The sequence below is a fragment of the Pseudomonas sp. GD03858 genome, assembly GCF_029840925.1.
Taxonomy (GTDB): Bacteria; Pseudomonadota; Gammaproteobacteria; order Pseudomonadales; family Pseudomonadaceae; genus Aquipseudomonas.
In genome coordinates this window covers 25,673-40,702 of sequence record NZ_JAOCDM010000023.1, presented here as the reverse complement: position 1 = coordinate 40,702, position 15,030 = coordinate 25,673, and the positions used below count along the sequence as shown (strand labels likewise).

The window sequence follows — 15,030 nt, the reverse complement described above, 5'->3', positions numbered from 1 at the left end:
AGCAGGCAGCAGAACACGACCCACAACAGAGAAATCCTGCGCAAGGTGCTATATCAGCCCATTGCGGCGCGCCATGTCCGCCATGTCGATCACCGAGCTGACCTTGAGCTTCTCGATCAAGCGGGCCTTGTAGGTGCTGATGGTCTTGTTGCTCAGCAGCATCGCGTCGCCAATCGCCTTGTTGCTCAAGCCCCGTGCCAGCTGTTGCAGGATGACCAGTTCGCGATCGCTCAGGCTGGCGATGCACTGCGCCTCACTGTCCTCCAGTTCCCGCCGGTTCACCGAACTCAGGGCCACGTCGGGAAAGTAGGTGTAGCCGGAGAGCACGGCCAGCACGGCCTTGCTCAGCGCCTGCAGGTCGTCAGTCTTGGACACGAAGCCCGCCGCGCCGGCCTTCATGCAGCGCAACGAAAAACTCTCCGCCAGCTGCGAGGTCAGCACGACGATCTTGGCCGGGCGTTCCATGGTCTTGATCCGGCTGATCACCTCCAGGCCGTCGAGCCCGGGAATGAGCAGGTCGATAATCACCACGTCGGGATTGTGCTCACGCACCAGTCGGATGGCCTCGATGCCGTTGTCGGCCTGGCCGACCACATCGAGCTGGTCCTTGCGCAACTGCATGCAGACACTGGCACGGATGAAAGGATGATCGTCGACGACCAGCGCCTTGTGCGAGGGGGTGGCCATGGTCAACCACCTATCGTCAGCTCGCGCCGGCTGTCTCCTTCGAGCAGGTCGAACTGGTAGGCCCAGCCCGCCTCCCGCGGGAAACGCCGGACGTGCCCGGGCAGCAGGTGATGCTTGGTCATGGTTTCGCACTTGAGGCCATCCGTGCTGCAATGGCGGAAACGGTCGAGGATCACCGTGGTGTTGCCACCGTTGCTGACCGTGAGCTGACCGGGCTGCTCGTCGATGGCGGTGCCGTAGCGGGGTTCGAGCGGGCGGATGAACAGCAGTGAGCCGTAGCCGGCCAGCAGGTTGACGCCCGCCGTGAGCCCTTCGCGATACTCCTCGGCTTCGGCCGCGCTGACACCGAACCCATCCTGGGTTTCCGGCAGCACCGGCACGAAGCGCACCCGGAAGTAGCGCTCGCGTTCGCGCTCGCCGCGATACAGCAAGCGCACCGCCTGCATGCCCTTGGCCGGCACGATCAGACGTGCGGGGCTGGCCACCACGCCACGCTCGGCCAGCACCAGGCTGTCCTGGTCGACTTCCCGTGGCGCGCCGTCACCGTCATAAACCAGCTCGGCCAGGCTGATCTTGACGAAGGCGGTGGTGTCGCCGCCGTTGCGTACCCGCTTGAGCAAGGTGCTCTTGCCTCCCTCCAGGTAGTCGTACAGAGCACCGACGTTGATTTCGGGAGCCGCCAACGACGGCAATGGTGTCAGCAGCAGCGTCAGTGTCAGTGTCAGTGTCATGAGCCAGCGTGCGTTCATTTCAAGCCTCCTGCGAGAAGTGAGGGATGCCATCAAAGTGACATTGTTCGCCAACGCCACCCGAGGAAGCAGCTGAATATTTCGTGGGATATTTCTGGAACAACATTTTTTACTCTTTCCTTGTCACATATCTGCATCGAAGACCACCGTGACATCTCCCCGGTATGTGCTGCCTGGGTGATCGAGCATCTCCTTGGCATGCTCGCGCTGCACTTCGAAATGCAGCTGTCCGCTGCGGTTGAACACCGTGCTCATGGCCTCGAACGACAGCGCTGCTTCCTGCCCAGTGGGTAGACCCAACTGGTTCACCTCTTTGTTGCCTTGTGCCCGGATTCCACCTGGCAAGCTGATGCCTACCTTCACAGGAACCTCATGATTGGCGGCATTGCGAATGCCACAACGATCGCCCACGGGGTATTGGCATATCTTGTAAGCCGTGAAAGGCCCGCTGGACCAGATGCGGAACAGCAGATCGCGATACAGCCGCTGCGGCGGCTGCCCACGGGACAACCATCCCATCCACCCCCCCGGTGGCTCGAGCACGGCACGTTCCGAGCCCGGCGGGAAGTCGATGACGAAGGCATGCTGGACATCCAGTTCGAAGTTCAGGGTCAGGCTGTTGGCGTTGAGTCCGGTAACGCCATTGCCGAAGTCGAAGTCCATGCCAGGGCCGACCGTATAGGTCTCGCTGCCGACATAAATGCCAGGCTTCATGGCCAATGGCGAAGGCATGCTCAATTGATAGGACACGGCCATGTTTTCCACATAGCTGGTGAGCACTTCGCCGGGGTTGGCTTCCTGCCCACGGGAATAGCACGGCTGAGGTTGCTGTGGGTTCGTCACGTTCCACAGGTACATGGTCCATTGGCCAATCGAATAGGTGATCGCGTACGTACACCCTCCCCTGGGGTAACGCGTGAAAACAGGGTTGCTGTTGCTTGGCTCATGCACGCGCTGGCTCACGCCGAGGAGCTCGAAGGTCATCGGGTAGCTTTCACCCGAGATGGGCCCACGCACATAGATCGTACGGCGCTCCGGTAGCTTGACGTAGAACTCATCCCGCGGGTCGCTGGCATAGGCCGTGGAACTCTTCATGTAGGACAGTGGCAGTCCGACCGTCTGCACGCCAGAGCAGTGGGTCGGCCAACGCCCGCAGAATCCCGCCTGGCGCGTGGTGTTCTCGAAGCGACCACTGGCTTCGCCGCGATACTGTGCTGTGAATGTCACTTCGGCCGCCTGTGCCCCCAGCGCCATCATCCCCAGTATCAATCCCGTGAATCGGCAAGATCGCTTCGCGACCCACTCACGTACAGCCAGCATCGACGTGCTCCTTCTCTGTTCAACAGTCAGACGCCGCGGCGCCGGCTCAAATCGTGGTTGCATCACCGGCAAAGGCGCCATCAGCTGTCCCTCCCCTGGCTCGCGTCATCTGCTCCCGCCAGGCCCTTGGGCAGGCAGCGCACGTCACCGGCCAACAGCACGTCCTCCTCTCTGGACAAGTGTGCGGGGTCGAGTGTCAGCAGACAGGCGACCGCCCCCGCGCTGCGGATCTCCAGGGTCGGCGTCGACTCGCTCATCTCCACCGCGAAATGTCCATCGGCCTCGCTGACTCCACGGCTGGCGTGGTTGATCACCAGCGCTCCGCGCATCGGCTGTCCGTGGGCATCGAGCAGCCGGCCCAGCACCGTGACCGTGCGCAGCACATGCAACTGTCGGTACTCCACGCCGCCACGATTGAGGTGATAGTCGACGCTCGACGGCTGGATCACCGCCGCAGCGCTGCCGCCATCCTCGAAGTCGAACTGCACATGACCGGACTTGAAGGCACTGACCGGCACGATGTTGCGCCCGGCACGCAGTACCGCGCTGCCGCCATGGTGGTCGTCGGCGCGCAGGCGCAACCCGTCGAGATCGGTATCCACATCGATGATCAGGCCGGCCTGATGAGGCAGGTACTGGCCGCTCATGGCCATTTTTCCGCCACCCACGGCCATCATGCTTTCCAGGTTCAGGCCGCCACTGACCTCGCCGTTGTAGGAGGACTGCTGGACATAACTATCGCCGTGCAACCAGCGATTCTCGAAGTTGGCGTGCCCGGTAAAGCCTGCGCCGTAGCGGTCCACGGTGGCGGTGCCGGTGAGCGTGCGCACGGCACCCAGGTCGACATCCTGCTGGTAGGACACCGAGGCGTTGCGGTCGCGCCCACCATCGCGCGAGGTCCGGCTGCCGAGGCTGGCCGACAGACGCTTGCCGGGTGCGCCCAAGCTCATGCTCAGGCTCAGGTTGACGCCCCGACTGCGCGCATCGTCGGTGGCGCGAGTGCCTGGCCGGTCGAACAGCGACAGGCGCCAGGTGGCGTCGGAGCCGCCCAGCTTGCCAAAGTAGGACCACCCCAGGTCGTAGGCCATGCCACTGGCCTCGCCACTGCTGCGGGTAACCCGTACCGTCGCCGTGTTGCGCTGGTCGAGGCGATGATTGAGCGACAGCGAGGTCTGGCTGTTCTGCTGACGTACCGCCCCGTCATCGAATCCACGGACGGACTCGATCCACGAGCGGTTATGGCTGAAGACCAGCGAGCCGAGGTCATAGCTGTACACGCCCTGCACGTCGTAACCGGTGCCGTAGCCCTGGGTCTGGAACAGATTCAGATAAAGGTTGGCGCGCTCGCGCACGGTCCAGTCCAGCGAGGTGCTGTACTGCATGCGTTCGTCGATGCGCTGGCTCGACAGGCCAAGCACGGCGCGCGGATGCAGCAGGTAGTTGGCCATGACACCAGCACTGAGGCTGTCTTCATGTTCCTCTTGCCAATTGTTCAGCAAGCTGTCCTGACGCCCGACATAGAGGTTGTAACGCCAACGCGAATCGGAAGAACCCCAGTTGCTGGGCTTGTAGATGAATTCCTGGGTGCGTGAGGTGACCTGGCCATCCTCCACCAGGCGTACCTCGACCTCATAGATGCCACCAGGCAGCACGCGGGTATCGAGGGTCTGCAGGCCGGGCTGCACCGGCTGGCTGTTGATCAGCACGCCGTTGCGATAGATCTCCACAACGCCCGGACGATCAGGCGTCACGTAGATGGGGGTGGCGCTGGGCGCGGCACTGTCGATCGCCAGGCTGTCGCTGCTGCCGAGCATCAGGCCCAAGGTCGTGTCCGGGCTACTGCCGAACACCCGTGGCTGGCGCACCAACCCTTGCGCGCCCGGGGTGAAATAGCCCAAGCGAAAGAACAAGTCCTCGCGCAGTCGCTCGCCATAGAGTTGATCGAGGCGATAGCGGGTGCTCTGCTGGCTATCACTGCCGCGATCGAGTTGCGCATCGGCAAAGCCAGTCCAGTTGCCCAGACTGGTCTGCCCCTGCAGGGCATAGCGACCGCTGGTCTCACGTCCGTCACCCACCAGGTTGAGTTGGTTGCGCAGCAACAGTCCGTGACTGCCCTGCTCGGGCAGGCGGTGATAGCGATGCTCGCCATCGCTGGCTTCGGCTTGACTGGTCAATAGCGAGAGCTGCGAGTTGACCAGGCTGTAGTGCACGGCAAGCAAGCCATCGGAGCACTGACTGCGACAGTCGCCCAGTGCGTGGCCATCGGCCAGGCGTTCCTGCCAACGCCGACGCACGCTCTCCGGCTCCTGGCTTTCCAGGGTTTCGGTAAACTCGAGCAGCTGGACACGCTGGTCGCGCGACAGCACCACCATCGCATCCCCCAGATAACGACCGTCGAGATCGACGCGCACAGCCAATGGCACATCGAAGAAATGCGCTTCGAATTCCCGCGGCAGCCCCTGAGCCTGGCCCAAACCCGGCAGCATGCCACGGTCAGTGTCCGCCCAAGCCGGCAAGGGCACGCACAAAACGCCCACACCGAGCAGGCCACGTAGCGTGGCGATGAAAGTATGCTTGATCATTTTCTTACGCAGGTAGGCTTCCTCCACCGCCGGGGAGCTAACCCCGGGGTGAAGGACAGGCGACAACGGATAGGTGCGGTGGGCAGTGCGTTACGGGGTTGGCGCGGCAGTTTCGAACATCATGCTGACCAGACCCTGATAGTTGCCCGGCACATAACCGCTCGAAGGCGCGGCCTGGGCCGCGATCTCGAAGCCGACAACGGCGCCCGGCGCCGCCTGGGCCTGGGAGATCACCTCAGCCGAGGTGGTGGTCAGCACGGTGTCGGCCACCTTGACGTTCAGGCCGATGCTGTTGGTGCCGCTGGTGATGGCGGCCGGAGACAACAGATAGGCCGAGATCGGACCAACGGTGGACTTGACCTGCAGCTGCTTGCTGATCGACTGCAGCTCGCCGCGGAACGAGTTCCAGCCCAGCTCTTGCGGATCGTTCATCCAGTTGCCACCCACCGGTTCCACATAGAAGGCATCGGTCGGCACCGTGGCGGTCACCTGAACCTGCTTTTCGATGGGATCAGCGGCATGGGCCATTGCGGTGGTCATCAATGCCAGGGGAAGGGCCATGAAAAGACGTTTCACAAGTAAATCTCCTTGAAGGTTTCGTGCCTTACGGCGTTAGTGCAGTTGGCAAGGAGAATTATTAGTGAGCATGGCAGGTGGGCTGAGTAAGACCGTTCCCAGAGGGCGTGAGAAATTTCCCAGGGACTTGCAGCAGTGGAGTGTCAGAAGCACCAACGCCCCGGCAAGCCGGGGCGTTGGTGCTTTCCTTCAAGCGCTTAGTGAGAGACCGCGCCGCTGGCCCCGAGGCCGGTCTGCGAACGCACGAACTGTGGGAAGAACAACGCACGCTCGTCTTCGGCGGCCTTGGACTTGTCGGTGACCGAGAAGAACCAGATGCCGGCGAAGGCAATGATCATCGAGAACAGCGCCGGGTATTCGTACGGGTAGATGGCTTTCTCGTGGCCGAGGATCTGCACCCAGATGGTCGGACCGAGAACCATCAGGCCCACCGCGCTGACCAGGCCCATCCAGCCGCCGATCATGGCGCCGCGGGTGGTCAACTTCTTCCAGTACATCGAAAGCAGCAGCACCGGGAAGTTGCAGCTGGCGGCAATGGAGAAGGCCAGGCCAACCATGAAGGCGATGTTCTGCTTCTCGAACAGGATCCCCAGGCCGATCGCCAGCACGCCGAGGGCGATGGTGGTGATCTTCGACACGCGGATTTCGTCCTTGTCGTTGGCCTTGCCCTTGCGCCAGACGCTGGCGTACAGGTCGTGGGACACCGCCGAGGCACCAGCCAGGGTCAGGCCGGCAACCACCGCCAGGATGGTGGCGAAGGCCACCGCCGAGATGAAGCCGAGGAACACGCTGCCACCCACGGCATCGGCCAGGTGCACCGCCGCCATGTTGTTGCCGCCGATCAGGGCGCCGGCGGCGTCCTTGAAGTCAGGGTTGGTGCTGACCAGCAGGATCGCGCCAAAGCCGATGATGAAGGTCAGGATGTAGAAGTAGCCGATGAAGCCAGTGGCGTACAGCACGCTCTTGCGCGCTTCCTTGGCGTCGCTGACGGTGAAGAAGCGCATCAGGATGTGTGGCAGGCCAGCGGTACCGAACATCAGCGCCAGGCCCAGCGAGAAGGCCGAGATCGGGTCCTTGACCAGGCCGCCTGGGCTCATGATCGCCTCGCCCTTGGCGTGCACCTTGATCGCTTCGGAGAACAGGGTGTTGAAGTCGAAGCCCACGTGCTTCATCACCATCAGCGCCATGAAGCTGGCACCGGACAGCAGCAGCACCGCCTTGATGATCTGCACCCAGGTGGTGGCCAGCATGCCGCCGAACAGCACGTACAGGCACATCAGGATGCCCACCAGGATCACCGCCACGTGGTAGTCCAGGCCGAACAGCAGCTCGATGAGCTTGCCGGCACCGACCATCTGCGCGATCAGGTAGAACGCCACCACCACCAGCGAGCCCGAGGCCGACAGGGTGCGGATTTCCTTCTGCCCGAGGCGATACGAGGCCACGTCGGCGAAGGTGTACTTGCCCAGGTTGCGCAGGCGTTCGGCGATCAGGAACAGGATGATCGGCCAGCCGACCAGGAAGCCGATGGAGTAGATCAGGCCGTCATAGCCCGAGGTGAACACCAGCGCGGAAATGCCCAGGAACGAGGCCGCGGACATGTAGTCGCCGGCAATCGCCAGGCCGTTCTGGAAGCCGGTGATCTTGCCGCCGGCGGCGTAGTAGTCGGCCGCCGACTTGTTGCGTTTGGAGGCCCAGTAGGTGATCCCCAGGGTGAAGGCGACGAAGGCCACGAACATGGCGATCGCCGAGACGTTCAGCGGCTGTTTCTGCACCTCGCCGGTCAGGGCATCGGCGGCCCACACGGCGGGTGCGAAAGCGCCGCAGGCCAGTACGGCCAAGGTCTTGGCGTGGCGAATCATTGTTGCGCCTCCTTCAGGATGGCCTTGTTCAGCTCATCGAACTCACCGTTGGCGCGCCGCACGTAGATGCCGGTCAGCACGAAGGCCGAAATGATCAGGCCGACGCCCAGGGGAATGCCCCAGGTGATCGACGAGTCGGGGCTGAGCTTGGCGCCCAGCACGTGCGGGCCATAGGCGATGAGGAGGATGAAGGCGCAGTAGAGGCCGAGCATGATCGCCGAGAGAATCCAGGCGAAGCGCTCGCGCTTGGTGACCAGCTCCTTGAAGCGCGGGCTGTTCTGTATCGAGAGGTAAATGCTGTCGTTCATTGTTTTTGTCCTAGCAGCACAGATTAGGGAGAACCCGACTCCACTTTATGCTGCCGTTGGACGCCAACCAGACGACCTTAGTCTTAGATGCAACGGTGTTTTACCGATTTCGCAACAACCAAAACCCGAGCAGGGGCATTCGCGGGTAAACCCGCTCCCACAGGTAAGCCACAATGTTCAAGTTCGTGGTGATCCTGTGGGAGCGGGTTTACCCGCGAAAGGGTCGCACTGGCCTCTACGGCGAGGTTACTTGCCGGTCCACTCCTTGACCCGCTCCGGATGCTTGGCCACCCAGTCCTTGGCCGCCGCTTCGGGCTTGGCGCCTTCCTGGATCGCCAGCATCACCTCGCCGATCTCGTCCTTGGACTGCCACTGGAACTTCTTGAGGAACTCGGCCACTTCCGGCGCCTTGCTCGCCAGCTCCTTGCTGCCGATGCTGTTGACCGTCTCGGCGGCGCCGTACACGCCTTTGGGGTCCTCGAGGAACTTGAGCTTCCACTTGGCGAACATCCAGTGCGGCACCCAGCCGGTCACGGCGATGGACTGCTGCTTGGCGTAGGAGCGGCCCAGCTCGGCGGTCATCGCCGCGCCGGAGCTGGCGGTGAGCTTGTAGCCGGCCAGGTCGTAGTCCTTGATCGCCTGCTCGGTCTTGAGCATGACCCCGGAGCCTGCGTCGATGCCGACGATCTTCTTCTTGAAGCTGTCATCGGTCTTGAGGTCGGCGATGCTGCTGGCCTTGACGTACTCAGGGACGATCAGGCCGATCTTGGCGTCCTTGAAGTTGGGGCCGTAATCGACCACGTTGTCCTTGTTCTTGGCCCAGTACTCGCCATGGGTCACCGGCAGCCAGGCCGAGAGCATGGCGTCGAGCTTGCCGGTGGCCACGCCCTGCCACATGATGCCAGTGGCCACGGCCTGCAGCTTCACGTCGTAGCCGAGTTTCTGCCTGATTACCTCAGCAGCCACGTTGGTGGTGGCCACGCTATCGGACCAACCATCCACGTAACCGATGCTCACTTCCTTGGCCATGGCCTGCGCAGTGCTCATGGTCAATACCAGGGCGGCGCCCACACTCAGGAAACGTCGTACTCTTGTAAAAGTCGCCATCAAAGCATCCCCTCGTCAGGTCTTGGAGACTGCATCATCGACCCGCCCCAGCGCAGGACCTGCTCTGTCAGCGACCTCCAGCGAACGATCAGCGACAGCACTGTGCCATTAACGCCAAGCCACCAGCGCGGCCTGCGCGATCCTTGCATGCCAAAGGCTTGGCGCCGGTCATTTGCGGCTATCATCTAGCCCTTTGCGCTTGACGATGGACCGCCCGATGCCCAGCAACACCCGACTGCTCCTGCCTGCGTACCTGCTCGCCTGCCTGTTTGCCCTCGTCGGGCTGTGGGCGCTCTGGTACGGCCTCGGCAGACCGGTGCACCTGCCCGATGCGGCGAGCCCGACGCACAAGCTGCAATGCGCGTCCTACACCCCGTTCGACAAGGATCAGTCACCGTTCGACCAGCCGTTTCGCCTGCGTCCGGCGCGCATGGACGCCGACCTGGCATTGCTCAGCGAGCGATTCCAGTGCATCCGTACCTATTCGATGACCGGCCTGGAGGCGATCCCGGCGCTGGCGCGCAAGCACGGCCTGAAGGTGATGCTCGGCGCCTGGGTCAATGCCAACCCCGTGGACACCGACAAGGAAATCGACCTGTTGATCGCCACGGCCAACGCCAACCCCGACGTGGTCAGCGCGGTGATCGTCGGCAACGAGACGCTGCTGCGCAAGGAGGTCACCGGCGAGCGCCTGGCCGGGCTGATCGACAAAGTCAAAAGCCAGGTGAAGGTGCCGGTGACCTACGCCGATGTCTGGGAGTTCTGGCTGCAACATCCGCAGATCGCACCGGCGGTGGACTTCCTGACCCTCCACTTGCTGCCCTACTGGGAGGATGACCCACGTGGCATCGATGCGGCGTTGGCCCACGTGGCCGAAGTTCGCCAGGTGTTCGGCAACCGCTTCGCGCCCAAGGACATCCTGATCGGCGAAACCGGCTGGCCCAGCGAAGGCCGCCAGCGCGAGACGGCGGAGCCGAGTCGGGTCAACGAGGCGCGTTTCATCCGCGGCTTCGTCGCCCTGGCCGAGGCCAACGGCTGGCGCTACAACCTGATCGAGGCGTTCGACCAGCCCTGGAAGCGTGCCAGCGAAGGCGCCGTGGGCGGCTACTGGGGGCTTTACGACGCCGACCGCCAGGACAAGGGCGTGCTCGAGGGGCCGGTGAGCAACCTGGCGTTGTGGCCACAGTGGTTGCTGGCCAGCGTGTTGTTGATGCTGGCGACCCTGGCCCTGGCTGGGCGCCCGGCAAGCCGTCGCGCCGCCCTGCTGCTGCCGTTGCTGGCGGCCCTGGGTGCCGGCAGCCTGGGGCTGTGGGGGGAGCTGATGCGCACCAATGCCCGCTTTGCCGGGGAGTGGCTGTGGGCGGCGGCGCTGGCTGTGTTGAACGTGCTGGTGCTGGCCCATGGCGCCCTGGCCCTGGCTCAGCGTAAAGACTGGCGCCAGCGGCTGTTCGCCTGGCTCGATGCGCACGCGGGCAAGTGGCTGCTGGCGGCGGGGTTCGCGGCGGCGGTGAGCATGCTGGCGATGGTGTTCGACCCGCGCTATCGCAGCTTCCCCAGCGCGGCGCTGCTGCTGCCGGCAGTGGTCTATCTGCTGCGGCCGGTGCCGGCGCGGCGGGCGGAGGTGGCGTTACTGGCCTTTATCGTGGGCGCTGGAGTGGCACCGCAGTTGTTCCAGGAAGGGTTGGCGAATCGCCAGGCCTGGGGTTGGGCGGTGGTCAGCGTGATGATGACCACCGCCTTGTGGCGCAGTCTGCGTTTGCGCAAGGCCTGAATGATGCGTTGCCTTCTTCGCGGGTAAACCCGCTCCCACAGAGGGTACTCCCCTACCCTGTGGGAGCGGGTTTACCCGCGAACAGGCTCTATCAGGCAACCAGTGATCGCCGCACCAGCCGCAACCCCGCCAGTACCACGGCAAACACCGCGATGCTCGCGGTATACAGCACCAGCGCCGGGATCCCGAACACCAGCGCCAGCACCGCCAGCCACCATCCGCCACGGCCTGGCACGAGTTGGCAGACCAACGCCAACCCCAATGCCCCCCAAGCGATGACCTGGAAGTGAATCCCCAGCCCCAGCAGCGATCGCGCCTGGCATTGCCAGACCTCCCCCGGCACGCTGCACAGCCCGACCCACCGGGCATCCTCCATCAGCCCATAGCGCACGCCATAACTGGCCGCCAGCCACAGCGGCAGGAACAGCAACAGGGCAACGAGCGGCCACCAACGCGCCATGCGAATCTCCAATAGCGGTAATCGAAACGTCGCATGATCGCCCACGGGCCGCGACAAGGCAAAATCATGGCCCAGCAGCTATGTTGCACAAGACAAACGTTGTCCGGCGCGGCAACATCTTGTGCGACGAACGACAGGGCGACGGGCAACTTTGTCCGACTCGCCGTGGTCCTAGCCTGCGTACTGCACGACCTTGCGTTTTCCTTGGGGGACTACATGCTTCGATCTTTGCGCCTCGCTGCCCTGCTCGGCGGCCTGCTCCTGGCCGCGGCTGCATCGGCGCGGGATATCGACGCGGCGAGCTACGGCTATCCGTTGACCAACCCGTTCGAGGCGACCATCGCCACCACCCCGCCGGAACAGCGCCCGACGCTGCCCAGCGACGACGACATCGACCAGGCCGACTACAGCCTCACCCTGCGCCCGGAGCGCGAGTTCACCCTGCCCGACAACTTCTGGTCGGTGAAGAAACTGCGCTACCGCCTGGCCAAACAGGACCACGAAGCGCCGTTGATCTTCCTGATCGCCGGCACCGGCGCGCCCTACTCCAGCAGCATCAACGAGTACCTGAAGAAGCTGTTCTACCAGGCCGGCTACCACGTGGTGCAGCTGTCGTCGCCGACCAGCTGGGACTTCATGAGCGCCGCCTCGCGCTTCGCCACCCCCGGGGTGACCAGCGAGGACGCCAAGGACCTGTACCGGGTCATGCAGGCGGTGCGCGCCCAGCAGGCACACCTGCCGGTCAGCGAGTACTACCTCACCGGCTACAGCCTGGGGGCGCTGGACGCGGCATTCGTCAGCAAGCTCGACGAAACCCGCCAGAGCTTCAACTTCAAGCGCGTGCTGCTGCTCAACCCGCCGGTCAACCTGTACACCTCGATCACCAACCTGGACAAGCTGGTGCAGACCCGGGTCAAGGGCATCGACCGCAGCACCACGTTCTACGAGTTGATGCTGGAAAAACTCACCCGTTACTTCCAGGACAAGGGCTACATCGACCTCAACGAAGCGCTGCTGTATGACTTCCAGAAGTCGCGCCAGCACCTGTCCAATGAACAGATGGCCATGCTCATCGGCACTTCGTTCCGCTTCTCGGCCGCCGACATCGCCTTCACCTCCGACCTGATCAACCGTCGCGGCCTGATCATTCCGCCGAAGTTCCCGATCACCGAGGGCAGCAGCCTGGAGCCGTTCTTCAAACGAGCGCTGCAATGCGACTTCGACTGCTACCTGACCGAGCAGGTGATCCCCATGTGGCGGGCGCGCACCGATGGCAACAGCCTGCTGCAACTGGTCGACCAGGTGAGCCTGTACGCGCTGGAAGACTACCTGCGCGCCAGCCCCAAGATCGCCGTGATGCACAACGCCGACGATGTGATCCTCGGCCCGGGCGACATCGGCTTCCTGCGCCGGGTGTTCGGCGAACGGCTGACGCTCTACCCCCATGGCGGCCATTGCGGCAACCTCAACTACCGCGTCAACAGCGACGCCATGCTGGAGTTCTTCCGTGGTTAACAGACTGCTGCTCGTCACCGCCCTGCTCGCCAGCGGCTGCGTCCTGGCCGAGGAAGTCGCGCCGCGTGCTAGCGTGGTCGAGGCCGACAAGACCGAAACCCTCACCGTGGAGGCCGACGGTTTCGTCGATCCGCTGCGTGAGCTCAAGTTCAACCCTGGCCTTGACCAGCGCGAATTCGAACGCTCGACCCTGGCCGCGCTGAACATCTACGACCCGCTGGAATCGCTGAACCGGCGCATCTACCACTTCAACTACCGCTTCGACCAGTGGGTGTTCCTGCCGGTGGTCGACGGCTACCGCTACGTCACCCCCGGTTTCGTGCGTACCGGCGTGAGCAACTTCTTCAACAACCTGGGCGATGTGCCCAACCTGTTCAACAGCGTGCTGCAGCTCAAGCCCAAGCGCTCGGCGCAGATCACCGCGCGGCTGATGTTCAACACCATCATCGGTGTCGGCGGCCTGTGGGACCCGGCGACCAAGATGGGCCTGCCCCGGCAGAGCGAGGACTTCGGCCAGACCCTGGGCTTCTACGGGGTGCCGGACGGGCCATACCTGATGCTGCCGATCCTCGGGCCGTCGAACCTGCGCGATACCACCGGGCTGGTGGTCGACTACGTGGGGGAGAAGGAGATCAACTACCTGAACGTGCCCGACACCGCCAGCGACCACCCGGAGCTCACCGTGCTGCGGGCGGTGGACAAGCGCTACACCACCAACTTCCGCTACGGACAGACCAACTCGCCGTTCGAGTACGAAAAGCTGCGGTACGTGTATACCCAGGCGCGCAAGCTGCAGATTGCCGAGTAAATGCAACCCTGATCCCTGTAGGAGCGGCCTTGTGTCGCGAAAGGGCTGCGAAGCGGCCCCGGCGATATCAGCGGTGTGGCATAAATCTTGGGGCTGCCCTGCAGCCCTTTCGCGACACAAGGCCGCTCCTACAGGGTCAGCCAGGCAATCCCAGGAACTGACACAATTCCCGCTTCTTGGCCAACGCATCCTTGCGCCCCAGCTCGATCAGCTCGCTGCAATAGCTCGCCTCGAACAGCAGGTAGCTCAGCACCCCCGCCCCGCTGGTCCTGGTCGCCCCGGGCCCACGCAGGAACAGCCTCAGCGCCGCCGGCAGCTCGCGCCGATGACGGGCGGCGATCTCGTCCAGCGGTTGACTGGGCGCCACCACCAGCACCTCGATCGGCGCCAGCCCCAGGCGCCGGGCGTCCAGGTGCGCTGGCATCAGGTGGCTGAGGTGGTTGAGCCGCTGCAGCAGTTCGATATCGTCCTCGAGACTGTCGATGAAGGTGCTGTTGAGCATATGCCCGCCGATCTGCGCCAGGCTCGGCTGCTGACCGCTGAACATTCGCTGGGGCGGCAAGGGCGACGCGGGCCGTTGCGGGTTGCCGCTGACCCCCACCACCAGCACGCGGCTGGCGCCCAGGTGCAGCGCCGGGCTGATCGGCGCCGACTGGCGCACCGCGCCATCGCCGAAGAACTCCTCCCCTAGCCGCACCGGAGCGAACAGCAGCGGAATCGCCGAGCTGGCCAGCAGATGGTCGATGGTCAGCGGCGTGGGCATGCCGATGCGCCGGTGGCGCAGCCAGGGTTCGATGGTGTCGCGGCCTTGGTAGAAGGTCACCGCCTGGCCGGACTCGTAGCCGAAGGCGGTCACTGCAATCGCGCGAAGCTGGTTGGAGGCCAGCGAATGGGCGATGCCATCCAGGTCCAGGTGTTCGTGCAGCAGGCGACGCAGCGGTCGGCTGTCGAGCAGCGCCACCGGCACCTGCCCGCCGATCCCCAGCAGGCTGTGGCCGACGAAGCGGCTGGCCTGGCGGATCACCCCGGGCCAGTCGCTGCGCAGCACCAGATGGCTGCGAAAGTTCTGCCAGAAGGCGGTGAGGTGTTGCACCGATTCGACGAAGCGAGTCGCGCCACTGGCCAGCTTGACGGCGTTGATGGCGCCGGCGGAGGTGCCGACGATCACCGGGAAGGGATTGGCGGCGCCGGGGGGCAGCAGTTCGGCGATGCCGGCCAGCACGCCAACCTGGTAGGCGGCGCGGGCACCGCCGCCAGAGAGGATCAGGCCGGTGGTTGGGGACAT

The 15,030-nt window shown here is 64.0% G+C and carries 13 protein-coding genes; 3 read left to right on the top strand and 10 right to left on the bottom strand.

Annotated elements, in window-relative coordinates; all coding sequences use genetic code 11:
* Positions 1–48 precede the first annotated feature (48 nt).
* The 8 genes from N5D48_RS09170 to N5D48_RS09135 all read right to left on the bottom strand — a co-directional run bounded on the left by N5D48_RS09170 (position 49) and on the right by N5D48_RS09135 (position 9,191).
* A complete protein-coding gene (locus N5D48_RS09170; RefSeq protein WP_279883315.1) occupies positions 49–687 on the bottom strand; it encodes a response regulator transcription factor in 639 nt (212 codons plus the stop codon).
* 2 nt (positions 688–689) lie between these two features.
* The gene (locus N5D48_RS09165; RefSeq protein WP_279883312.1) at positions 690–1,436 is read right to left on the bottom strand and encodes a molecular chaperone; all 747 of its coding nucleotides are present in this window, start codon (positions 1,434–1,436) and stop codon (positions 690–692) included.
* Between the two features lie 123 nt (positions 1,437–1,559).
* A complete protein-coding gene (locus N5D48_RS09160; RefSeq protein WP_279883309.1) occupies positions 1,560–2,756 on the bottom strand; it encodes a hypothetical protein in 1,197 nt (398 codons plus the stop codon).
* A gap of 80 nt (positions 2,757–2,836) precedes the next feature.
* Positions 2,837–5,242 carry a TcfC E-set like domain-containing protein gene (locus N5D48_RS09155; RefSeq protein ID WP_279883351.1) on the bottom strand — a complete coding sequence of 802 codons (2,406 nt, stop codon included), beginning with the start codon at positions 5,240–5,242 and terminating at the stop codon, positions 2,837–2,839.
* 186 nt (positions 5,243–5,428) lie between these two features.
* Positions 5,429–5,914, bottom strand: a complete 486-nt coding sequence (locus N5D48_RS09150) for a CS1 type fimbrial major subunit (RefSeq protein ID WP_279883307.1) — start codon at positions 5,912–5,914, stop codon at positions 5,429–5,431.
* 197 nt (positions 5,915–6,111) lie between these two features.
* Positions 6,112–7,776 carry a cation acetate symporter gene (locus tag N5D48_RS09145; protein WP_279883304.1) on the bottom strand — a complete coding sequence of 555 codons (1,665 nt, stop codon included), beginning with the start codon at positions 7,774–7,776 and terminating at the stop codon, positions 6,112–6,114.
* Positions 7,773–8,084 (bottom strand): DUF485 domain-containing protein, encoded by a 312-nt coding sequence (locus N5D48_RS09140; protein WP_279883301.1) that lies wholly within the window; start codon positions 8,082–8,084, stop codon positions 7,773–7,775. Before N5D48_RS09140 ends, N5D48_RS09145 begins: the two co-directional genes overlap by 4 nt.
* 246 nt (positions 8,085–8,330) lie before the next feature.
* Positions 8,331–9,191, bottom strand: coding sequence for a glycine betaine ABC transporter substrate-binding protein (locus tag N5D48_RS09135; protein ID WP_279883298.1), 861 nt, complete (start codon positions 9,189–9,191; stop codon positions 8,331–8,333).
* A 205-nt stretch (positions 9,192–9,396) separates the two neighbouring features.
* On the opposite strand from N5D48_RS09135, the gene N5D48_RS09130 reads away from it, so the two are divergent.
* Positions 9,397–10,962 carry a beta (1-6) glucans synthase gene (locus tag N5D48_RS09130; RefSeq protein ID WP_279883295.1) on the top strand — a complete coding sequence of 522 codons (1,566 nt, stop codon included), beginning with the start codon at positions 9,397–9,399 and terminating at the stop codon, positions 10,960–10,962.
* Between the two features lie 91 nt (positions 10,963–11,053).
* On the opposite strand, the gene N5D48_RS09125 is transcribed toward N5D48_RS09130, so the two are convergent.
* Positions 11,054–11,422: a hypothetical protein gene (locus tag N5D48_RS09125; protein WP_279883292.1), complete on the bottom strand. Its 369-nt coding sequence runs from the start codon at positions 11,420–11,422 to the stop codon at positions 11,054–11,056.
* A 216-nt stretch (positions 11,423–11,638) separates the two neighbouring features.
* Between N5D48_RS09125 and N5D48_RS09120 the strand changes: the two genes are divergently transcribed.
* Both N5D48_RS09120 and N5D48_RS09115 read left to right on the top strand, forming a co-directional pair.
* Positions 11,639–12,937, top strand: a complete 1,299-nt coding sequence (locus tag N5D48_RS09120; RefSeq protein WP_262951035.1) for a serine/threonine protein kinase — start codon at positions 11,639–11,641, stop codon at positions 12,935–12,937.
* A 73-nt stretch (positions 12,938–13,010) separates the two neighbouring features.
* Positions 13,011–13,745, top strand: a complete 735-nt coding sequence (locus N5D48_RS09115; RefSeq protein WP_279883349.1) for a VacJ family lipoprotein — start codon at positions 13,011–13,013, stop codon at positions 13,743–13,745.
* Positions 13,746–13,881: 136 nt separating this feature from the next.
* Here N5D48_RS09115 and N5D48_RS09110 read toward each other — a convergent pair whose 3' ends face one another.
* Entirely contained in the window at positions 13,882–15,030 is a 1,149-nt protein-coding gene (locus tag N5D48_RS09110) for a patatin-like phospholipase family protein (RefSeq protein WP_279883287.1), read from the bottom strand.